Origin of the sequence: Streptomyces niphimycinicus (assembly GCF_018883605.1) — a bacterium.
GTDB lineage: Bacteria > Actinomycetota > Actinomycetes > Streptomycetales > Streptomycetaceae > Streptomyces > Streptomyces niphimycinicus.
In genome coordinates this window covers 27,568-50,801 of sequence record NZ_JAHLEM010000028.1, presented here as the reverse complement: position 1 = coordinate 50,801, position 23,234 = coordinate 27,568, and the positions used below count along the sequence as shown (strand labels likewise).

Here is a 23,234-nt window from a genome sequence, read left to right as displayed (position 1 = left end):
GTTCGGCCCCGCGGGCAGCCGTGCGTACCGTTCCGGTGAGCTCGTGCGCCAACGAGCCGACGGCTCGCTTGAGTTCCTGGGCCACAGGGACGGTCACCTCATGGTGCGCGGCCACTGGATCGCCCCCGCCGCGGTCGAGGCCGTACTCGTGAGGCACCCCGACGTGCGCGCCGCCACGGTGGTGGCCCACGAGGACGCACACGCGGGCAGGACACTGGTGGCCTACTGCGTGCCCGTGCGAGAGTCGGCGGACGCCACGGAACTGGCCGTCCACTGCGGGCAGTACCTGCCCGACCACATGGTGCCGTCCTCGTTCGTCGAGCTCGAAAGGGAACCGGCGGACGAACGCGGCAGGCTCGACCTGAGCGCGTTGCCTGCGCCCGGCCTCTCGGCCCTCACCCAGGACGAGTACGTCGCACCCCGCTCACCCCTGGAGAACCGGATCGCGGCCGTGTGGCAGAGCGTCCTGGACCGGGAGCGGGTGGGCCTTCACGACGGGTTCTTCGAACTCGGCGGCGACTCCATCAAGGCCGTCCGGCTGGTCGGCGCGCTGCGTGCGGGCGGGATGGACGTCGGAGTGAAGGACGTCTTCGCACAGCGAACCGTCGCGGGCCTCGCGGACCTTCTCGACGGCAGGGACGCGCTGGTCGGCACCGAACAGCCGGTCGAGCCGTTCGCCCTCGTCGACGCCGCGGACAGGGCCCTGCTGCCCGCCACGGCCGCGGACGCCTACCCCATGTCACAGGTTCAGCTGGGCATGGTCGTCGAGATGCTGACCGGGAGCCACACCTACCGGAGCTTCGCCTCCTACCGGGTCTCGGACGACCGGCCCTTCTCCGCGGACGCCCTGCGGCGCGCTGCGTCCATCGTGATCGGCCGGCACGACCTGTTGCGCACCTCGTTCGACCTGCACGCCTACTCGGTCCCGATGCAGGTGGTGCATGCGGAAGCCGAGCCCGGGGTCCCGGTGCACGAAGTGCACGGTGATCGAGACCTGTTGATGGGTATGCTCGCGGAGGAACGCGACGCGCCCTTCGACCTGGACTCCCCGCCGCTGCTGCGCATCGCCGTCTTCATCGAGGACGAGCGGACCTGGTGGCTCTCGCTCAGCCGGCCGCACGCCGTGACCGAGGGGTGGAGCCACAACTGGCTGAGGTCGGAACTGATCAGCTGCTACCAGCGGCTGCGCGACGGCCTCGAACCGGCGCCCTACGAAGCGCCCGCAGCGCGGTACGCGGACCACATCGCCGCCGAGCTACGCTCCCTGGAGTCCGGCGAGGACGCCTCCTACTGGCGGCGCGTCGTGGACACCCACACCCCCGTGGTGCTCCCGGACGACTGGGCGGGCGATGGGCCGGGCGAGCCGTACGACGTGCGAGTGCCGATCGACGACATCGAGGCGCCGCTGCGCGACCTCGCCGCCCAGCTGCGGGTGTCCGTCAAGAGCGTGCTGCTCGCGGCGCACGTCAAGGTGATGAGTCAGCTCACCGAGGCGCGCCGGTTCCATGTAGGACTGGTGTGCGACGCGCGACCGGAGCTGGACGGCGCCGACCGGGTGTACGGCATGCACCTCAACACCGTTCCGTTCCCGGTGACCCGCGCCGCGGCGTCCTGGCGCGACCTGGTGCTGCAGGTCTTCGAGCAGGAGGTGGAGCTGTGGCAGCACCGCAGGTATCCGCTGCCCGCCATGCAGCGATGGCGCGGTGAGCGCCTGCTCAACGTGGCGTTCAACTACGTGGACCTGCTCAAGGACGAGGCGCCGGCGGTGCGCGCCGAGGCAGCGCTCGGCGCTTCGCTGACGGAGTTCGACCTGACGCTCCACTCCCGTGGGAACCGGCTGAGTCTGAGCACGTCCACCCGGGCCCTGAGCCGCGAGGCGGGGCAGCGCCTGGGCGGCATGTACCGCGCGGTTCTCGAGTCGATGGCAGCCGATCCCGACGGGGACGCTCGCGCCACCCACCTGCCCGGCGACGAGCGGGAACGGCTGGTGGCGCAGCCGTCACCGAGCGAGCCCGCCTTCGTGTCCGTACCGGATCGTTTCCGGAACTGGGCCGGACGGACGCCCGGGTCCGTCGCCGTGTCCGGTCCCGACGCCGAGCTGACGTACGCGGAACTCGACGCGCGGTCCGACCTGCTGGCCGAGCGCCTGCGGGGTCTCGGTGCGGGGCCGGAGACCGTGGTGGGCATCTGCCTGCACCGGTCGGCCGAGCTGGTGCTCGCCGTCCTCTCGGTCCTCAAGGCCGGGGCCGCCTACCTGCCGCTCGATCCCGAATCACCGGCGCAGCGCAGGGACTTCATGCTCGACGATGCCGGGGCCCGGTTCCTCCTGACCCGTTCGGACGTCGCCGCCGACGCGGAACGGGCCGTCCTGCTGGACCGGCTGGAGCTCCCGGCCGACGGACGACACGTTCCCTCCCTGCCGGATCCCGCACCGGACGCCCTGGCGTACGTGATTTACACCTCGGGGTCGACCGGACGCCCCAAGGGCGCCATGGTGAGCCGTGCGGGCATGGGCAATCACCTCCTGGCCAAGATCGAGGACCTAGGTCTGGGCGCCACCGACTGTGTCGTGCAGAACGCGTCCCCCGCGTTCGACATCTCCGTGTGGCAGATGCTGGCGCCGCTCGTCGTCGGAGGCCGGGTGCGTGCCGTGGACGGGGACACCGCCCTCGACCCCAGAGCGCTGTTCGGGCTGGTGGCCGAGGAGGGCATCTCCACCCTGGAGGTCGTGCCCTCGTTGCTCAGGGCGGCGTTGGACGCGTGGGACCTCGACGGCCGGGCTCCGCAGCTGCCGGCGTTGCGCCATCTCGTCGTGACCGGCGAAGCGTTGCCCGCGACGCTGTGCCACCGGTGGCTGCGTCGGTTCCTCGGCGTTCCCCTGGTCAACGCGTACGGACCGACCGAGTGCTCGGACGACGTCACACACGCCAGGATCGCCACGGCCGACGAACTGGTCCGGGTTCCGATCGGCTCGTCCGTCCGCAACACCGCGCTGTACGTGCTGGACGAGCGGCTCGAACCGGTGCCGGTCGGTGTTCCCGGCGAACTGCACGTCGCCGGCATCGGTGTGGGGCGCGGCTACCTCGGCCGACCGGAGCTGACGGCCCGGCAGTTCGTACCGGATCCGTACGGCCCCGCGGGAACACGCATGTACCGGACGGGCGACCTGGTGACCCGGCGGCCGGACGGCGCGCTGGACTTCCTCGGCCGTCGCGACGACCAGGTGAAGGTGCGTGGTCACCGCATCGAACTCGGCGAGATCGAGGCCGAGTTGGGCGACCATCCCGGGGTCGTCCAAGCAGTCGTCGTGCTGCGCGGCGAACGTCTCGTGGCCTACTGCACACTGGTCGGCGCACCGGTGGAACCCGCCGAACTGCGGGAGCGGCTCGCGCAGAAGCTGCCCGAGTACATGGTGCCCGCGGCGTTCGTGACGCTCGAACGCATTCCGCTGACACCCAACGGCAAGGTGGACCGACGCGCGTTGCCCGACCCCGGGGACGACGCATTCACGGCCGGGGACTACCTGGCGCCCCGCACCCCGCTGGAGTCCAAGGTCGCCGAGATCTGGCGCGGTGCCCTGGACGTCGCCAGGGTCGGGGTCAGCGACGGCTTCTTCGATCTCGGCGGGGACTCCATCCGCGCGGTGGCGGTTACCGGAGCGCTGCGCGCCGAAGGCCTGGACGTCACGGTGCGCGATGTGTTCGAGGCCCGGACCGTGGAGCGTCTGTGTGCGCTGATCGCGGACCGGGCTCCGGCCGCCGACGACGACCTGGTGGCACCCTTCGAGCTGATCTCCGAGGAGGACCGGGCCCAGCTCCCGGACGGCGTCGTCGACGCCTATCCGCTGGGGCGCACACAGCTCGGAATGATCATCGAGCTGCTGGCCGACCGGGCCCGCAACCCATACCACATCATCAACACCTTCCGGGTCACCGACGGCGGGCCGTTCGACCCCGAAGCCCTCCGGGCCGCCGCGGCCGTGCTGGCCGAACGGCACGAGGTCCTGCGCACCTCCATCCGGCTCAACGGCTTCTCCGCGCCGCTCCAGCTGGTGCACGCCACCGCCCGAATCCCGGTGGACATCCGGGACGTGCGGGGCTGCGACGAGGAGGAGCTCGGACAGGTTCGGGCGGAACTCGCCGCGGAGCAGCGCGCCCACGTCTTCGACCTGGAGCGCGCACCGCTGATGAGGATCACCGCGCACATCGAGAGCGACGAGGCGTGGTGGGTGACCTTCACCCAGACGCATGTGATCACCGAGGGCTGGAGTTACCACCTGTTGCTGGAGCAGCTGCTGGACTGCTACCAGGGGATCCGTGACGGCCTGCCGGTCCCGCCGTACCAGGCGCCCGAGGTACGGTTCGCCGACGCGATCGCGGGCGAGCTGCGCTCGCTGGCCGCCGACGAGGATGCCGAGTACTGGCGAGGGATCGCCGCCACGTACGAGCCGGTCCGGATTCCCGCGGAACTGGCGGGTGACTCCGACGAACGTGTCTACGTCCCGCTGTCCTTCGAGGACATTGCGGGTGACCTGCGAGCACTGGCGAGCACCGTCGGTGTGTCCATGAAGAGCGTGCTGCTGGCCGCGCATCTGAAGGTGATGGGACAGATCACCGACAAACCCGCCTACCACACGGGTCTGGTCTGTGACATCCGTCCCGAGGTGACGGGCGCCGACCAGGTGCTGGGCATGTTCCTGAACACCCTGCCGGTCGCGGTCGACCGCAGCGCCCGAACCTGGCGGGAGCTGCTCACCCAGGTCTTTGAGCGCGAGGTCGAGCTGTGGGCGCACCGGCGCTACCCCATGCCGGTCATTCAGCGGGAATGGGGCGGGCGACGGCTCATCGACGTGATGTTCAACTATCTCGACTTCCGGCAGGTGGACACCGACCGGGTGGCGGCCGGGACCCGCACCAACATCGGGCCGCACGAGTTCGCCCTGTCCGTCTACAACCGCGGCGACGTCCTGTGGGTGAACTCGAACGAAAGGGTGGTCAGCAAGGCCCACATGCGGCGCCTGGCCGGCATGTACCGGGCGGTGCTGGAGGCCATGGCCGCCGGGCCCGAGGGCGACGCGCGCGCGGTCCGTCTCCCGGCCGGGGAGCGGGAGCAGCTGCTGGGCCAGGCGGCCGGGAGCGGTGCCCGCGGGCGCGTCGACGGACGCGTGCACGAGTTGTTCGAGGCACAGGCCCGCAGGACCCCCGACGCCGTCGCGGTGGTCTTCGGCGACGACACATGGACCTATGCGGAGGTGGACGCGCGGGCGAACCGGATCGCCCGGCATCTGCGCGGGCTGGGCGCCCGCCCGGAGACCGTGGTCGGCGTGTGCCTGCCGCCGGGGGCCGAGCTGATGCCGGCGCTCCTGGGCGTGATGAAGTCGGGCGCGGCGTATCTGCCGCTCGACCCGGCCAACCCGCCCGACCGGCTCGGCTTCATGCTCCGTGATGCCGGCGTGCGCACCGTACTGGCCGACTCCCGGACCGCCCCGGCGATCGGGGAGGTCCACGACGGGAATCTCGTCGTGCTCGACCAGGAGAGCTTCGGGACACAGCTGCCGACCCCGCCCGCCCCGCTCGGCGAGCCGGACAACCTCGTTTACGTGATCTACACCTCGGGCTCGACCGGACGTCCCAAGGGAGTCGCGGTCAGCCACGCCAACGTGGTGCGCCTGATGGACGTCGCGGAGGAGCATTTCGCCTTCGACGAGTCGGACGTGTGGGCCCTGTCCCACACCTTCGCCTTCGACGTCTCCGTGTTCGAGATGTGGGGGGCCCTGCTGCACGGCGGAACGCTGGTGATGGTGGAGCGGGCCGTGCTCCGTTCCCCGGACGATTACCTCGGTCTGCTGGTCGAGCGGCAGGTGACGATGGTCTGCCAGACCCCTTCGGCGTTCCGGTCCCTGGTGGGAGCGCTCGCGGATGACGACCCCCGGGGCTCGCGGCTGGCCCTGCGAGCGGTGGTGCTCGCCGGCGAGAAGGTCGAGCCGGCGGAACTCCGCCCCTGGGTCGACAGGGCGGGCCTGGGCAGGGTCGCGCTGACGAACATGTACGGGCCGACCGAGACCACCGTGTACACCACGTACCACCGCTACTCCAAGCGGGACTTCGCACCGGGCGCCGGTAACCGGATCGGACGTCCGCTGGCCGACCTGTCCATGTATCTGCTGGACGCCCTGGGCCATCTCGTGCCCCTCGGGGTGCCGGGCGAGATCTGTGTCGGCGGTCCCGCTGTGGCCCGCGGCTACCTCGACCGTCCCGGACTGACCGCGGAGCGGTTCGTCCCCGACCCGTTCGGACCGCCCGGGTCCCGGCTGTACCGCACCGGTGACCTCGCGCGGCGCGGGGAGGACGGTGTGCTGGAGTTCGTCGGCCGGATCGACGACCAGGTCAAGATCCGCGGCTACCGCGTCGAACTCGGTGAGATAGAGACCGCCCTGCTCGACGAGCCGGGGGTGCGGGAAGCCGTCGTCGTCGTGCGGGACGGGGACTCCGGCGACCGCAGTCTGACGGCCTACGTGGTGCCGACCGGCGCCGCCGAGCTCGATCCGGCCGCCCTGCGGACATGTCTGGGCGACACCCTTCCCGACTACATGGTCCCGGCGGCGTACGTCGTGCTCGACCGGATTCCATTGACGGCCAACGGCAAACTGGACCGGCGCGCGCTGCCCGCCCCCGGTCGGTCCGCGTACGCCGGGTCCCGCTTCGTGCCCGCGGCCACGCCGCTGGAGGAGCGGCTGGTGGCCGTCTGGCAGGCCGTACTCGGCGTGGACCGGATCGGCACCGCGGATCCCTTGTTCGACCTGGGCGGCGACTCGATCCGGGCCGTCATGATCGCGGGGCGGCTGAGGGAGGCCGGGGTCGACGTCACCGCGCGGGACATCCTGGAGCAGCAGACGATCGGCGCGCTGAGCATCGGCCTGTCCGCGCGGTCTGCGGTCGCCCCGCGGCGACTCACGCCGCCGTTCGGGCTGTTGAGCCCCGAGGACCGGGACAGGGTGCCGGTGGGGCTCGTGGACGCCTATCCGCTGACGCGGGTGCAGCTCGGCATGCTCGTGGAGATGATGGCGGCCGACGGACCGCGGTTGTACCACCGCGTCGTCTCCGCACCCTTCCCGGCGAGCGAGCCCTTCTCCGCCGAGGCGCTGCGGCACGCGCTCACGGAACTGGTGGCACGCCACGAGGTGCTGCGTACGTCGATCGACCTCGACACCTGCTCCGTCCCGGTACAGCTCGTCCACGCCGAGGCACCCCTCGCGCCGCGCGTCATGGATTTCGTCGGTGAGCGGGAGCTGCGGGAGTTCGTGGCGGCCGAGAGCGAGGCCGTCCTGCCGCACGAGTCGGCTCCCCTGCTGCGGGTGTGCGTGCACACCGCCGCGGACGGCAGCTGGCATCTCACGCTCACCCAGTCGCATCTGATCATGGACGGCTGGACGTTCAGCATGCTCCGTGGCGAGCTGCTCGACCTGTTCCGCGCGGTGCGGGACGGGGACCCGCTGCCGCCGAGCCGACTGGGCAGGGCACGGTTCGCCGACGCCGTGGCGACCGAGCTGCGGGCACTGGACTCGGCGGAGGACCGCGCGTTCTGGCGGGACACGGTGACGGACCACGCCAAGTTCGAACTGCCCCGGAACTGGGGGGGAGAAGGCCCCACCTACCGGATCGCGGTGGAACTGGACGAGGTGTCCGAGGGGCTGCGGGCCCTGGCCACGGCGGCGTGCGTGCCGATGAAGAGCGTGCTGTTCGCCGCGCACCTGAAGGTGCTCGGCCAGCTCACCGGCGAACGCAGGTTCCACTCGGGTCTGGTCACGCACACCAGGCCGGAGCTGGAAGGCGCCGAGCAGGTCTACGGCCTGCACCTGAACACGCTGCCGTTCCCCGCGGAGATCTCCGCGGGCACCTGGCGGGAGCTGGTCGCGGAGGTGTTCGCGCAGGAAATGCGGATGTGGCCGCACCGCCACTACCCGATGGCGGCCATCCAGCAGGAGTTCGCCCGGGGCGACCGGCTCGTCGACGTGCGCTTCAGCTACCAGGACTTCGGCCGCTCGGAGGAGGAGCCGACCGAGGGCCTGGGCTTCAGCCGGACCGAGTTCCCCTTCGCCGTGTCGACGGCCGGCGCCCGCCTGGTCCTGACGCTCGACGCCACCGCGGTGAGCCCGGTCAACGGGGAGCGGCTCGCGGAGCTGTACCGACTCGTCCTGGCCGCGATGGCCGCCGACGCGGAGGGGCACCCGCGCACGCTGCTGGTCCCCGACGAGGAGAGCGAACTGCTCTTCGGCGCCTGGGCGTCGAACCCGGCGCCGGAGCCCGAGTGCACCGCCTTGGAGCTGTTCGAGCGACAGGCCAAGGCAGTGCCGGACGCCGTCGCGGTCCGCGCGCACGACGGCGTGCTGACCTTCGCGGAACTGGAGGTGAAGGCGAACGGGTACGGGCGTCGGCTGCGGGAGCTCGGGGCGGGTCCCGAGACGGTGGTCGGGGTGCTGCTGCCCCGGGGGGTCGAGCTGATCCCGTGGCTGCTGGGCGTGTGGAAGGCGGGCGCCGCCTACCTGCCGCTCGAGCCCTCGCACCCGCTGGAGCGGATCTCGGCCATGCTGGACGACGCACACGCACCGGTGGTCGTGACCGACCCCGACCGGGCAGCCGGCCTGGCCACCGTGTTCGACGGGTCGGTCGTGACGGCACAGTCGGTCACGGTCGGGGCGGAGACGCCCCCGGTCGTGCCCCGGGACCTGGACGCGACGGCCTACGTGATCTACACCTCGGGCTCGACCGGCCGGCCCAAGGGGGTTCAGGTTACCCATCGGGGTGTGGCCAACCATCTGCGCTGGGCCGTCGAGGAGTTGGTGTCCGACCACCCCGGCGGGGCCCCGCTGTTCTCGTCGGTCGCCTTCGACCTGGTGGTGCCGAACCTGTGGGCCCCGCTTCTGGCGGGCCGCCCGGTCACCGTTCTGGACGCGGACCTGGACCGGCTCGGCGAGGCGCTGGTCGAGGCGAGCCCGTACGCCTTCGTGAAGCTCACCCCGGCCCATCTCGACATCCTGACCCGGCAGTTGTCGGCCGAGCAGGCCGCCGGACTGACGAACGTCCTGGTGGTGGCGGGCGAGGCGTTGTCCGCTCGTACCGTCGAAGCATGGCGGAGGCTGGCTCCGGCGGTGCGGCTGATCAACGAGTACGGCCCGACGGAGGCCTCCGTCGGAACGACCGTGCACCCGGTGGACGACGCGTCGAGTTCCATGGCGGTCGTCCCGATCGGGCGTCCCCTGCCCAACGCGACGGTGTACGTCCTCAACCACGGGATGGTCCCTGTGCCAATGGGTGTTGCTGGTGAGCTTCACGTCGGTGGCACGGGAGTCGCACGAGGGTATGCGAACCGGCCCGGGGCGACCGCCGAGCGCTTTGTGCCGGACCCCTTTGGTCCGCCCGGCTCGCGGCTGTACCGCACCGGCGACCTGGTGAGGATGCTGGTGGACGGGACCATCGAGTTCCTGCGGCGGGTCGACCGGCAGGTCAAACTCCACGGGCATCGGATCGAACTCGGCGAGATCGAGGCGGTCCTCCTGGAACACCCGGACGTCTCCCGGGCGCGGGTGGTGCTCCGCGAGGACGAGCCCGGTGATCGTCGGCTGGTCGCCTACCTGGAGGCCGCCCACGACGACGGCGAGGCCGTCCGAGCCCACCTCGGGCAGCGGCTGCCGGGTTATCTGGTTCCCTCACACGTGGTCGTCCTGGACGAACTGCCGCTCAACGCCAACGGCAAGGTGGACGAACACGCCCTGCCGCGGCCCCGGCGGGCACCGGCCCGCGATCGCACAGAGCCCCGCACGCCGACCGAGCGTCTGCTCACCCGCTTGTGGTGCGACCTGCTCGCGGTCCGCGAGGTCGGGACGGAGGACTCGTTCTTCGATCTCGGCGGTCACTCCATCCTGGCCATCCGGCTGGTGGCCGAGGCACAGGCGGCCGGTCTGCCGTTGACGCTCTTCGGCCTCTACCAGTACCGCACACTGCGCGAACTCGCCGGGGCGCTCGACACCGAGAGCCCGTCCCGTCCGACCCTGCCGGCCGGCTCGGAGAGCTGGCCCCTCCCCTCGCCGGACGAGGCGATGCGCGCCGGCCGCACCCCCGGTGTGAGCGTGGCCCTGCTGCGGGGCGGCGAGCTGGTGGCCGTCAGGTGCTTCGGGACGCTCGCCGCGGGCGGCACCGACCAGGTCACCCCGCGGTCGGTGTTCCAGGTCGGCTCGATGAGCAAGTACGTCAGTGCCGTCGGCGCGTTGCGGCTGGTGGACGAGGGGGTTCTGGACCTCGACGAGGACGTCAACACCTACCTCAAGGACTGGCGGGTGCCGGACGGCGTGGGCGATGCACCGATCTCGCTGCGCCGGCTGCTCGGCCATCGTTCCGGACTGACGCCGAACGAGGGGAAGGGCTACCCCGCCACGTCGGCGCCCACGCTGCTCGAGGTGCTCCACGGCCGGGCTCCGGCGCGGAACGCGCCGGTGGCGCGGGAACAGCCGCCGGGTTCTTTCCGCAAGGCGAACGTGCACTTCTCCGTGGTCCAGCAGTTGATGGTCGACGCGACCGGGGAGCCCTTCCCGGAGCTGATGCGGCGCCTTGTGTTCGAGCCGCTGGGCATGACGGACAGCGACTTCGACCAGTCGTACCCGAACCGGGCCCCCGCGCCGGTGGCGCTCGGCCATCACGCCGACGGCACTCCCGTCGACGGCGGGTGGCTGGTCCGCCCGGACATGGCGGCGGCGGGGCTGTGGACCACCGCGGCGGACATCGCCCGACTGACGGTCGAGATCAGGCGCTCCTGGCTGGGGCGGCAGTCGGCCCTGCTCGAGGTGGACACCGTCCAGCAGATGCTGACGCCCGCCGCGGACAGTTCCTACGGCCTCGGTGCCGTGGTCGACGCGAGCGGCGGCGACCCGCAGTTCGGCCACGGTGGCTCACCGATCGGCTACCACGCCCTGGTCACCTGCGGATTGCGCAGCGGCGACGGGTGGGTCGTGCTGACCAACGGGTTCGCGGGCCAGGACGCCGTACGGATCTTCGTCAACGCGCGCCTCGCCGACGAGGCCGGCCAGTGACGGGGGCCGTCGAGGCGGAGCAGAAGGTCCCGCTGCGACGCAACCGCGACTTCTGGTTCCTGTGGACCGGCGTGGGCGTCGCCACCTGGGGCAACGCGGTCACCTCCGCCGCGTACCCGCTGCTTCTGATCTGGAACGGCGGTTCCGCCTCGGCGGCCGGGCTCGTGGGCTTTGCCGGACTGCTGCCGGTGCTGCTCGTTCAGCTGCCCGCCGGGGTGTTCGTGGACCGGTGGGACAGGCGGCGCACGATGGTCGTGTGCAACGCGGTGTGCGCGGTGTCCCTGGCGAGTGTGGGGGTGGCGCTGCTCTTCGGCCGGCTGTGGCTGCCGCATCTGATGATCGTCGCCTTCGCGGAGGGCAGCGCGTTCGTCTTCTACCGGCTCTCCGAGCGCGCCGCTGTGGTCAACGTGGTCCACCCCGACCAACTCCCCACCGCGATGGCGCAGAACCAGGCCAGGGGCCGGGCCGCAGGGCTGGCCGGGCAGCCCACGGGCAGCTCGCTGTTCGTCCTTGCCCGTTGGGCGCCCTTCCTGTTCACGGCGGTGCTGCACCTGGTGGCGCTCGTCAACCTCCTCTTCATCAAGTCGCGGTTCCAGAGCGACCGGGCCCCACGCCGACGCAGGCTGCGCACCGAGGTCGCCGAGGGCATCGGCTGGGTGTTCCGGCAGGAGTTCCTGCGCACCGCGATACTGCTGGTCTCGGTCACCAATGTGCTGTTCCAGGCACTCCGGCTCGCCATCGTCGTGATCATCAACGAGCACGGTGGATCGCCGGCGTTCATGGGAGTCATCGGGGTCCTCTCCGGAGTGGGCGGCATCAGCGGCGCGATGCTGGGGCCGCTGATGGTCCGGCGCTTTCATCCGGGTGCGGTCATCACCGGTGTGTTCGCCGTCTGGACGTGCGCCATGCCGTTGGTGGCGATGACGTCCCAGCCGGTCTTCCTGGGCGCGCTGATGTCGGTGATGCTGTTCGCGGGCGCGCTGATCAACGTGATCGCCGGGGTTTACCAGGTCCAGGTGACCCCGGACGAGCTGCAGGGCCGGGTCGGCAGTGTCGCGAGCCTGATCAGCTCCGGCGCCAATTCGATGGGCCCACTGCTGGCCGGTCTGCTGCTCGCCTCGGTCGGCGGCTCGAGGACCGTGCTCTGTCTGAGCGTGGTTATGGCCGCGGTCACGGTGACCGCGCTGCTGAGCCGGCCGATCCGTGCGGCACGCCTGAAGACGCCGGACGCCTCCGCACCCTGACCACTGCCGGACCTGCTGACCTGCTGATCCGCCGAACCCGAAGGAGAACACCGGACATGGAACGCGCGTACCGAAGCCTCGTCTCGACGGAGGACCTGTCAGATGTCGACCTGCGGGAAATCGTCGACCGGGGCGTCGAGCACGCCACGAGCCGCGCCGCACCCTCGCGGTCGCTGGCGGGTGACGTCGTCGGCCTGTACTTCGAGATGACGTCGACCCGCACGCGCACCGCGTTCTCCGCCGGTGCCCTGCGGCTCGGGGCCCAGATCATCTCCTTCGGCCCAGGGGACCTGCAGACCAACACGGGAGAGTCCTTCGACGACACCGGCCAGGTGCTCGCGCGCATGCTGGACGTGATGGTGATCCGCACCGGTCGGCCGCAGAGCGAACTGGCGGCCTGGGTCGCGCAGAAGACCATGGGCACGGTCAACGCCATGACACAGGACCAGCATCCCACCCAGGCGCTCACCGACCTGGTCACCATGCAGCAGCGGTTCGGCACCATCGAGGGCCTGCGCGTCTGCTACGTCGGGGAGGGCAACAACACGGCGGCCGCAATCGCGTTGGCGCTGCCGCGGTATCCCGGCGTCGTGCTGGAGATGCGGACCCCGCCCGGCTACGGTCTGCGCCCCGAGATCGCGGCGCGGGCCGCGGCCATCGCGGCCGCCTGCGGGTCGTCGTTCGTGGAGCGTCACGACCTCGACACGCCGCCGCGATCACTCGACGTCGTCTACACCACGCGCTGGCAGACCACCGGGACGAGCAAGCCCACGCCCAACTGGCGGGAGACCTTCGCCCCGTTCCAGGTGACCTCCCGGTTCTGGCAGGACAGCCCCGAGGCCGTGTTCATGCACGATCTTCCCGCGCACCGCGGCGAAGAGGTGACGGCCGACGTGCTGGACGGCCCGATGAGCATCGCGATGGACCAGGCGGAGAACAAGATGCACAGCGCGATGGCCGTGCTCGAATGGTGCCGCGGCGTGCGCCCCGGGGCCGTGCGCTGACGCGCGCCGTGGCCGCCCTCAGAAGAGGGTTCCGCAGAAGGCCGCCGGTCGCGCGCCGAACAGCCGGTCCGCGCCCGGCAGAGCCTTGTCGTCGAGCACTCGCACGCTGCCGACCGAGGCCAGGGCCGCGAAACTCATCGTGCCCAGGTAGGCCATGGCCAATGCCTGCACGCTCAGGGTGAGCTGCGGCCGCTCTTCCGTCGGCGCCGCCCCGGCCGGTGAGATCAGGTAGTTCGCGGAGTTGCCGGGCAGCACGTCGTCGACGACGCCGACCACCAGCGGGTCGCCGTCCCCATAGGCGCGTGCGTCCAGCGCCTTCGGCAGATCGACGAGTCGCAGCCACAGGTCGTCGTCGAGCGCATGGGTCCGGCAGGCCCGCCAGTTCACGAGCATTCCCTCGACGAGTTCGTCGGTCGGCCGACGCCGCGCGCACACCTCCTCGACCAGGTCGATGCCGAGCAGGAAACGCCACAGGCCCGCGACGGCCTCCGGACGGGCCGCGTGGAAGTCGGTCACCATCAAGGTGACACGCGGGCCGGGTCCGCTGCGCTTCGCCTCGTACACGGCGAAGCCGTCGTCGCCGTCCGGACCACGGTGGACCGCGACCGAGGGGGACTTCCCGGCGCGCACCAGCCGCTCCCACTTGGCCCTCCACCAGTGGGCGGAACGATCCATCACGCCGGGCCGGTAGGGGCCCAGCCCTTCGTACAGCCGGGGCAGCAGACCGATCGAGGCCTCGGGGTCGACCAGCCGTACGTCTCCGTCGGTGGGCACCTCGGGCCGCAGCCGGGCCTCCCGGGGGTTCAGGCGCACGGCGCGGGACCGCGTGCCGACGCCGTGACCGAACCGGCCGTAGAGCATCGCCCCGGTGACCAGGTTCCCCATGACGGGAAAACCCTGTTCCGCGGCCAGCCGAAGACTCTCGCGCCTCAGTCCGGTGAAGACACCGCGCCCTGTGCGGTCGGCACGAACGCCGCTGCCCGTCGTCGCGGCCATGGGCACCGTGACACCGCCGGGCAGCGCGAGTCCCGAGGGAATGAGGCGGACGGTGCCGGCCAACGACTCACCGAGGAAGGCGCCGAGAACCGGCCCGTGCTCATGAAGATCTCGTACGTACGCCCACTCGCCGTCGGAGACCGCGGCGAGGTGCTGGGCTCCTCTGGCCACGTCGTGTGCGGCTCTGCGCTCTGAATTGTCAAGAACTCGGACGTCGACCTCGGTCATGAGCCGTCCTTCTCTCGAGATGTAATTCCCCGAATCCTCCGGGCGTCTGCTATGGCGGCTCTATACGTGGAGCTCCGGACCCGCCGGAATAGCCGGGGTAGGGGCGAAATATAGATTCCCCTGGAGTATCGACGAGGTGGATTCCGTGCGTTCTCCCAGCCTGCTTCGACTCTTCGACAGTGAATGGAGCGATCCATACGAGCTGTACCGTGCCCTGCGTGAGGCCGGACCCGTCCAGTGGGACAGTTGGATGCGGACGTGGATCGTCCTGGGGCACGCGGAGATCACCACGTTGTCCAAGGACAGCAGGCTCTCCGGTGCGCGTATCGACAGTTTCTACGAGCAGCTGCCCGGCGCCACCAAGGTGGGCCTCGCCCCGCTGCGGGACGCGCTCGCCGACATGATGCTCTTCAACGAGCCACCGCGGCACGGCGAGTTGCGCCGGCTCATCCGGCCCGGACTCACGCCGCGCTTCATCCGGGAGATGCGCCCGGTCGTCGAAGCGACGGTGAACGACCTGCTCGACCGTGCGGTGCCCGGCGGCCGCATGGATGTCATCCACGACTTCTCCGAGCCGCTGACCCGCGACGTCATTCGGCAGCTGGCGGGGGTGGACGAGCGTCACTCCCATCTCCTCGAGAACTGGCAGGGGCTGCTGCACGAGTTCTTCACCCAGTCCCAGGCGGAGATTCCCCGGATCAACGCCCTGCGCGACTCGTTCGCCGAGGGGGAACGCGCCCGCCGCGACGGGACGGCCACCGACCTGTTCAGCCGGATGATCTCCGGCCAGCTCGACGGTGCCGACTACAGCGAGAACGAGATCTTCGCCAATTTTCTCCTGCTCATCGATGCCGGGCAGGCGACGACCACCCACCTCATCGGTAATGCCGTACTGGCCCTCATCAATTCGCCGGATCAATTGCGCATTCTCCGTGAGGACCCGGCGCTCGGCGTGGGGGCCGCGCATGAATTCCTCCGGTTCGACAGTCCGGTGCAGTTCACCTCGCGCGTGGCGCTCGCCGACATCGAGGTGGGCGGGCAGCGGATCAGGGCGGGGGAGTCGGTGGCGCTGGTCCTCGGTTCGGGCAACCGGGACCCGCTGCACTACCCGGACCCCGACCGGCTGGACGTACGGCGCAGAGCGCACGACCACCTGTCCTTCGGATACGGGATCCACTACTGCCTCGGCGCCGCCCTCGCCGTCATGGAAACCGAGATCGCCATCGCGACGCTGTTGCGCAGGACCGACGACCTTCAGGTGGCAACACCGGAGCAGGACTGGCTGGACAGCGCCAACTTCCGCTTTCTGCGGAGTCTGCCGATCCGGTTCACACCCGCACACTGATCTGGAGGGAACCAGATGGCGGAGCCCCGGTGGCTGCGCACCTTCGACCCCCGGCCCGAGGCGACGGCCCAACTGGTCTGCTTCCCCTACGCCGGGGGCTCGGCCAGCGTGTTCCGGAGCTGGTCGCAGCTGTTGCCGCCGTCCGTGGAACTGGTCGCGGTCCAGTACCCAGGACGGCAGGACCGCCTGACGGATCCGATGCCGACCGCCTTGGCGGCGCTGGCGGACGAGATCGCCGAGTCGCTGGCCGGGCGGCTGCACCGCCCCACGGCGTTCTTCGGACACAGCATGGGGGCGACCGTCGCCTTCGAGACCGCCCGGCGTCTGCGCCCCCGCTACCCGTCGCCGCTGACGCGGCTGTTCGTCTCGGCATCACGCGCTCCGTTCGCGCGCCGGCCCCTCGGCCAGGACACTCTGGGTGACGACGACCTACGCGCGTACGTGCGGTCCCTGGACAAGGCCGATGTGGCGGCGGTCCTGGACGACGAGGAAGTGTGGCGGCTGGTGCTGCCCACCCTGCGCCTCGACTTCGACCTCATCCAGGCCTACGAGTACGTGCCCGGAGCGCCGCTGGCGTGTCCCGTCACCGCGATCGCCGGGGACCGGGACGAGACGGCCACGCCGACGGAGGCGGCCCGGTGGGCCGAGCTCACGGTCGGCCCGTTCGAAACCCGGGTGCTGCCCGGAGGCCATTTCTACTTCGATGACACGCTGCCGGAGCTGGCGCGCGTGCTCGGAGACTGGGAAACCGGACTGGAGCGTGCGCATTGCTGATCCACGAACTCGTCGCGCGACAGGCGGCCTCGACCCCCGACGCGGTCGCGGTGGTGGACGGATCGAGCGAACTCACCTACCGAGAACTCGACCGGCGGGCCGACCGGGTGGCCCGGCTGCTCGCCCGGGCCGGCGCGGGGCCCGACAGCCCCGTCGGCGTCAGGCTGCCGCGCGGGCACGGCATGGTCGTCGCCCTCCTGGCGTCCTGGAAGGCGGCCGCGGCGTACGTGCCGCTCGATCCCGCGGACCCCTGGAACCGCACGGAGACGGTGCTCGCCGACAGCGGGGCGGGCGTGCTGCTGGTCCACGAGTGTCCCGAGCGCACGGTCCCGGGCTGCGCCATCCTGCTGCTCGGCACGGAACCGGTGGCCGACGCCGATCTCGCGCCCCTCGCCCCGGCCGGCCGCGCATCCGGTGACCATCCCGCCTACCTGATCTGCACCTCCGGCTCCACCGGCCGTCCCAAGGCCGTGGTGATCAGCCACGACGCCATCGCCAACACGGTGCGCTGGCGGGTCGCCACCCATCGGCTGACACGGCAGGACCGGATCCTGCAGAAGACGCCGCTGACCTTCGACGCCGCAGGCTGGGAGATCTTCGCCCCGCTGGTCAGCGGCGGTACGGTCGTCCTGGCGCCGCCGGGCGCCGAGCGCGACCCCGCCGCCATGGTGCGCGCGGTCGCCGAGCAGCGCATCACCGTGCTCCAGGTAGTGCCGTCCGTGCTCCGGGCGCTGGTGGAGGAACCCGGCTGGGACGACTGCGCTGACTTGCGTGTCCTGTCCTCGGCGGGGGAACCGCTGCACGCGGAACTGGCCCAGCGCTTCCTTCGCGCCGTCGAGGGCGGTGCGGGAGACGTGGAGGTGTGGAACACCTACGGGCCGACCGAGTGCTGCATCGACATTACCGCACACCGGTTCGACCCCTTGCAGCGAGCCGGGCTCGTACCGATCGGTGCGCCGATCGCCGGAATGCACGTGGTCGTCGACGAGGACGGGGAGATCCGCGCGGGTGGCCCCGGTGTGGCGCAGGGATACCGGGGCAGTCCCGCGCTCACCGCGGAGCGCTTCGTCCCCGACCCGACCGGACGGCCCGGCACCCGGCTGTACCGGACCGGCGATCTGGGACGGCGGCGGGCCGACGGCGGACTCGACTACCTCGGCCGGGTCGACCACCAGGTCAAGATCGACGGCGTCCGGATCGAACCGGGCGAGGTCACGACCGCACTGGTCGAGCACCCGGGTGTGCTCCAGGCCGCCGTCACCGCCTACCAGGCTCCCAACGGCGCCACGAGGCTGGCCGCGTACGTCCGCCTCCGCGCGGGGACGGCGGCCGACGAACTCGCGGGGTTCCTGCGGGGGCGACTGCCGGCCTCCTTCGTACCGGCGGCGTTCGTGGAACTCGACGCCCTGCCCACCACGTCGAGCGGCAAGGTCGACCAGGGCGCACTGCCCGCCGTGGAGCACGGCGGCGACCGCCGGGCATCGGCCGCGAGCGAGGAACTCGTGGCCGGCCTGTGGCGCGAACTGCTCGGCGTGCAGGACATCGGGCGCAACGACGGCTACTTCCAACTCGGAGGCTCTTCCCTCCAGTTGGTCAGGCTGGCCAACCGGCTGACCGAGGCCACCGGGCGCAGCGTGCGGCCCGCCGATCTGCTGTCGGCGACGACGGTGGCCGCGCAGGCCGCGCTGCTGGAGGAGACCACGGCGCGGGCGGAGGCGGTGCGGCCGGTGGGACGCGACGCCGCGCTGCCGCTGTCGTTCGGGCAGCACCGCATCTGGCTGCAGCACGCGATGGACGATACCGGCCGCGAATGGGTGTCGGGCATCTTCCTGCCGGTTCCGGAAGGAGCCGGGCACGGCACGATCCGCGTCGCTCTCGACGGACTGGTCGAGCGACACGAGGCACTGCGGACACGGTTCGTGGTCGAGGCGGGTGAGCCCGTCCAGTACGTCGATCCACCGGCGCCCGTGGAGCTGCGGGTGGTCGACGGCGCTCGCGACCGCGTAGGCGCCGTGCTCGACGGGGAAGCCCGCCGGGGCTTCGACCTGGAGCACGGGCCGCTGCTGCGGGCCCTGCTGTTCCGCGTGCCGTCCGGCCCGCCGACCCTCGTCCTGCTGATCCACCACATCGCGTGCGACGGCTGGTCGTCGGCTGTGCTGGAGCGCGAGTTCCAGCACCAGCTGACTGGTCTCCTCGCGGGACGGCCCGAGCCGCTGAGGGCTCTGGCGGTGCAGTACGCCGACTTCGCCGTATGGCAGCGCGAGCAGCTCACCGACGACGTGCTGACAGCCGAACTGGACCATTGGCGGCAGGCGCTGGACGGGTCCGTGCCGCTCTCACCGCACCCGGACCGGCCTCGGCCCCGCCACCGTGACGCGCGCGGAGCGGTGGTGGGCCTCACGATCCCCCCGTCCGTCGTCGAGGCGCTGGACGCCCTCGCCCAGGGCACGGGCGCGACACCGTTCATGACGATGCTGACGGCGTACGCGACCCTGCTGGCCCGGCACACCGCCCAGTGGGACGTTCCGGTCGGGGCCCCGGTCGCCGGGCGCGAACGGCCGGAACTCGAGGGCGTGGTCGGCTTCTTCCTCAACAGCCTCGTGCTGCGCTGCCGGCTTGCTCGCTGGCGTACGTTCGCCGAGTCCCTGGCGGCCGTGCGCGACGTGTGCGCCGACGCCTTCGCCCACCAGGGCCTCCCGTTCGACCGGCTGGTGGCCGACCTGGCCCCGGACCGCGACCTGTCACGTACTCCGCTGTACCAGGTGGCACTGGACTTTCACGGTGCCGAACTCACGGGCGCGCCCGACGACGACGCCGATCTGGCCGTCATGCTCGACGCGTCACGGGTCGCCAAGACCGATCTCACCCTCTACCTCAGGCGCCGGCCCGACGGCAGCATGCTCGCCCTGTTCGAGTACGCCACCGCGCTGTACGACGAGGCGACCGTCACTCGGCTCGCCGAGCGCTTCCGGCTGTTGCTGCGTTCCGTCGCGGCCGACCCCGGCATCCGGCTCGACGCCCTGGACATCACGCCCGACGCGGAGCGACAGGACCTCGCCCGGTGGAGCGAGACCCCCGCGCCGCCGTTCGCCGGGACCGTCCTCGACCTCTTCGAGCGGCGGGCGGCCCGTACGCCCGACGCCCTCGCGCTGTGTGCCGCCGGCACCAGCCTGTCCTTCGCCGAGACGGATCGGCGCGCGGATGGGCTGGCCGGACAGTTGCGCGCCCGGGGCGCGGGCCCGGGCGCCGTGGTGGGCGTACTGCTGGACCGCGGGGTGGACCTGCCCGTCGCCCTGCTCGCCGTCTGGAAGACCGGCGCCGCGTATCTGCCGCTGGATCCGGAGTTCCCGGCCGACCGGGTGGGCTACATGCTGAGGGATGCCGGGGCCCGCATCCTGGTGACCGAGGAGAAGCACGAGCGACGTCTCGGCGGGGTCCACGACGCCGAGGTGGTCCACGCGAGCCGGCCCGGCGACGCTCCGCCCGTCCGGCTCGCGCGCACGGACGCCCCCGATCTGCCCGCGTACGTGATCTACACCTCCGGTTCCACGGGCCGCCCCAAGGGCGTCGTGGTCACCCACGCCGGCCTCGCGGGCCATGTGCGCTGGGCGGTCGACGAGCTGGCCGGCCCCGGGACCGGCGGGGCCCCGCTGTTCTCCTCGGTCGCCTTCGACCTCGTGGTGCCCAACCTCTGGGCCGCTCTGGTGGCCGGCCGCCCGCTCCACCTGCTTCCGCAGGACCTGGATCTGGCGGAGCTGGGAGCCCACCTGCTGTCCGCCGCCCCGTTCGCCTTCATCAAGCTGACCCCGGGGCATCTGGAGATCCTCGCCGAGCAGATCCCGCGGGAGCGGGTGCCGGAGCTGACCGGCACCATCGTCGTCGCGGGCGAGGCACTGCCGCCGGTGTCGGCCGAATGGTGGCGGCAGGCGCTGGGACCCGGCCGGCTCATCAACGAGTACGGGCCGACCGAGGGCACGGTGGGTGCCTGCGTCTTCCCGGTGACCGCTCCGGTGGACGGCACGACCGTGCCGATCGGCCGCCCTCTCCCCGGTGTCACGCTGCGGGTCCTCGACGAGTCATCGCGTCAGGCGCCGGTGGAAGCGGTCGGCGAGCTGTACGTGGGCGGGGCGGGTGTCGCCCAGGCATACGCGAACAGCCCCGCGCTGACCGCCGAACGCTTCCTTCCCGACCCCTACGGTGTGGCCGGCGCCCGGATGTACCGCACCGGTGACCTCGCACGCGTGCTGCCGGGCGGAGACATCGACTTCGTCGGACGCCGGGACGAGCAGATCAAGATCCGCGGCTACCGCGTCGAACCCGGTGAGATCGCCGCCGTGCTGCGGGGTCACCCAGAGGTGCGCGACGCCGTGGTGACGGTCGCCGAGAGCGGGCTGACCGGCTACGTGGTGACCGCCCGGGCGGTGCCGGCGCAGGATCTGATCGCGTACTGCGCACGGCACCTGCCGCCCTACATGGTGCCGGTCCACGTGGTGGCCATCGACGCTGTGCCGCTGACGCCCAACGGCAAGCTCGACCGGGCCGCGCTGCCTGCCGCGCAGGCCGTCCCGCTCGCCGCACCGAACGGGATCGTGGAGGAGCGCATCGCGGAGCTCTTCACCACCTTGCTCGGTGTCCCGGTGGGGGCGCACAGCAACTTCTTCGGCTGCGGCGGCAATTCCATTCTCGCCATCCGGCTGGCCGCGGCGATCCAGGCCGATTTCGAGGTGAACGTGCCGATGCGGACCGTGCTCGAGCGGGGGACCGTGGCGGAGCTGGCGGCGGCGGTGGAGGAGGCGTTCCAAGCGGAGGTCGATCGGATGTCGGACGAGGAACTGATGGCGGCCACACTCCAGGGAGAAGAGGAGTCAGTCGAATGACAGAGGAAGAAATACGTTCCGCGCTCAAGGAATTCATCGAGCAGGAGTTCCTGCCGGACGATGAGCACGCGGCCCTGACCGAGACGACACCGCTCGTCGAGTCCGGCGTGCTGGATTCGCTCAGGATCGCCGTGCTGCTGGGGTTCATCCGGGACAGACTCGGTCTGGCCGTTCCGCTGGCCCGGATCGACGCGCGGACCTTCGCCGACATCGGGTCCATAGCCCGCGTCCTGATCGAGACCGCGGAGCCGGCCGCACGTGAGGGGGCAAGGGGATGACGACGGACTACGACGTCGCGGTGATCGGTGGCGGTCCCGCCGGATCCACCATGGGCAGCTATCTCGCCCGGGCCGGGCTGAGCGTGTGCGTGCTGGAGAGCGAGACCTTCCCCAGGGAACACGTCGGGGAGTCGCTCGTTCCCGCCACCACCCCCGTGCTCGCGGAGATCGGCGCCCTGCCGAAGATCGACGAGGCGAACTTCCCCAAGAAGTACGGCGCTTCGTGGACATCCGCCGAGACCCGTGACATCCCGCTGCTCGGCTACGGCGGCCTGAACCACGGTTGGACGGCCGATGTGCAGTTCGTCGAGCGCGACCAGCCCGGGGTCGACCGCGACTACACCTTCCATGTCGACCGCAGCCGGTTCGACTCGATCCTGCTGGCGCACGCCGCCGAGCAGGGGGCCACCGTGATCAACGGGGCGCGGGTGCGCCAAGTGGACTTCTCCGACCCCGAACTGGTCCGGCTCTCCTGCCGGGTCGGCCCCGCGGAGATCGACGTGACGGCGAAGATGGTCGTCGACGCTTCCGGCCGCCAGACCATGCTCGGCCGGCAGCTCAAGGTGAAGGTCGCGGACCCGGTGTTCGACCAGTACGTCGTCCACACCTGGTTCGAAGGACTCGACCGGCTGCAGCTGGCCGGCGACGTCCAGCAGGCCGACCACATCTTCGTCCACTTCCTGCCCGTCGAGAACACCTGGGTCTGGCAGATCCCGATCACCGACGACATCACCAGCATCGGTGTCGTCACGCAGAAGGCGCGATTCCGCGAGGCGGCCACCGACCGGGCCGGCTTCTTCTGGGACCTCGTGGGCAGCCGCCCCGATCTGCACGACGCGCTGCGTGGATGCCGGCAGACACGGCCGTTCAAGGCCGAGGGCGACTACAGCTACGCGATGAAGCAGATCTGCGGGGACCGGTTCGTGCTGATCGGCGACGCGGCCCGGTTCGTCGACCCGATCTTCTCCAGCGGCGTCAGCGTGGCCCTCAACAGCGCGCGGCTGGCGGCCAAGGACATCATCGCCGCGCACAAGGCGGGCGACTACGGCCGAGCGCGCTTCGCCACGTACGAGGGCAAGCTCCGGCGGGCGGTGCGGTACTGGTACGAGTTCATCTCCGTCTACTACCGGCTGAACGTGCTGTTCACCGCCTTCGTGCAGGACCCCGAGTACCGGACCGGGGTGCTCAAGATGCTCCAGGGCGACGTGTACGACGACGAGGAGCCCAAGGCGCTGCGCGCGATGCGGGAGGTGGTGGAGGCCGTGGAGAACAACCCCGACCACCTGTGGCACCCCTATCTGGGCACCCTCCGGGCACCCGCCTCGGCCCCGGTCTTCTGAGGCGACGAGGAAGCCGTAGACACGGAGGCCGTACACACGAATGGGGCCCGGCCGAACGGACACTG

The 23,234-nt window shown here is 71.2% G+C and carries 9 protein-coding genes; 8 read left to right on the top strand and 1 reads right to left on the bottom strand.

The window, feature by feature from the left end; all coding sequences use genetic code 11:
* Nucleotides 1-43: 43 nt before the first annotated feature.
* Genes KN815_RS03715 through KN815_RS03705 form a run of 3 tightly spaced genes read left to right on the top strand, consistent with a single transcriptional unit; the run spans nt 44 to nt 13,331 of the window.
* Nucleotides 44-11,083 carry a non-ribosomal peptide synthetase gene (locus tag KN815_RS03715; protein ID WP_216340126.1) on the top strand — a complete coding sequence of 3,680 codons (11,040 nt, stop codon included), beginning with the start codon at nt 44-46 and terminating at the stop codon, nt 11,081-11,083.
* Entirely contained in the window at nt 11,080-12,327 is a 1,248-nt protein-coding gene (locus KN815_RS03710; protein WP_216340123.1) for an MFS transporter, read from the top strand. Before KN815_RS03715 ends, KN815_RS03710 begins: the two co-directional genes overlap by 4 nt.
* Before the next feature lie 56 nt (nt 12,328-12,383).
* Nucleotides 12,384-13,331 carry an ornithine carbamoyltransferase gene (locus KN815_RS03705; protein ID WP_216340121.1) on the top strand — a complete coding sequence of 316 codons (948 nt, stop codon included), beginning with the start codon at nt 12,384-12,386 and terminating at the stop codon, nt 13,329-13,331.
* Nucleotides 13,332-13,349: 18 nt separating this feature from the next.
* On the opposite strand, the gene KN815_RS03700 is transcribed toward KN815_RS03705, so the two are convergent.
* Nucleotides 13,350-14,555 carry a GNAT family N-acetyltransferase gene (locus KN815_RS03700; protein ID WP_216340119.1) on the bottom strand — a complete coding sequence of 402 codons (1,206 nt, stop codon included), beginning with the start codon at nt 14,553-14,555 and terminating at the stop codon, nt 13,350-13,352.
* A 145-nt stretch (nt 14,556-14,700) separates the two neighbouring features.
* Between KN815_RS03700 and KN815_RS03695 the strand changes: the two genes are divergently transcribed.
* The 5 genes from KN815_RS03695 to KN815_RS03675 are packed head-to-tail and all read left to right on the top strand — an operon-like array spanning nt 14,701 to nt 23,169.
* On the top strand, nt 14,701-15,900 hold the full coding sequence (locus KN815_RS03695; RefSeq protein ID WP_216340117.1) for a cytochrome P450: 1,200 nt from the start codon (nt 14,701-14,703) through the stop codon (nt 15,898-15,900).
* A gap of 15 nt (nt 15,901-15,915) precedes the next feature.
* Complete coding sequence (locus KN815_RS03690) at nt 15,916-16,674, top strand: thioesterase II family protein (protein ID WP_216340115.1); 759 nt, start codon at nt 15,916-15,918, stop codon at nt 16,672-16,674.
* Entirely contained in the window at nt 16,668-21,551 is a 4,884-nt protein-coding gene (locus KN815_RS03685) for a non-ribosomal peptide synthetase (protein ID WP_216340113.1), read from the top strand. The genes KN815_RS03690 and KN815_RS03685 overlap by 7 nt, the downstream gene beginning before the upstream one ends.
* On the top strand, nt 21,548-21,829 hold the full coding sequence (locus KN815_RS03680) for a phosphopantetheine-binding protein (protein ID WP_216340110.1): 282 nt from the start codon (nt 21,548-21,550) through the stop codon (nt 21,827-21,829). Before KN815_RS03685 ends, KN815_RS03680 begins: the two co-directional genes overlap by 4 nt.
* Nucleotides 21,826-23,169, top strand: a complete 1,344-nt coding sequence (locus KN815_RS03675; protein WP_216340108.1) for an NAD(P)/FAD-dependent oxidoreductase — start codon at nt 21,826-21,828, stop codon at nt 23,167-23,169. The genes KN815_RS03680 and KN815_RS03675 overlap by 4 nt, the downstream gene beginning before the upstream one ends.
* The last annotated feature ends 65 nt before the right edge of the window (nt 23,170-23,234 follow it).

What these genes read in the sequence shown, in the direction of transcription:
- KN815_RS03705 (WP_216340121.1), top strand. Translation starts at nt 12,384, where the DNA reads ATGGAACGCGCGTACCGAAGCCTCGTCTCGACGGAGGACCTGTCAGAT.
- KN815_RS03700 (WP_216340119.1), bottom strand. Translation starts at nt 14,555, where the DNA reads ATGACCGAGGTCGACGTCCGAGTTCTTGACAATTCAGAGCGCAGAGCC.
- KN815_RS03690 (WP_216340115.1), top strand. Translation starts at nt 15,916, where the DNA reads ATGGCGGAGCCCCGGTGGCTGCGCACCTTCGACCCCCGGCCCGAGGCG.
- KN815_RS03680 (WP_216340110.1), top strand. Translation starts at nt 21,548, where the DNA reads ATGACAGAGGAAGAAATACGTTCCGCGCTCAAGGAATTCATCGAGCAG.
- KN815_RS03675 (WP_216340108.1), top strand. Translation starts at nt 21,826, where the DNA reads ATGACGACGGACTACGACGTCGCGGTGATCGGTGGCGGTCCCGCCGGA.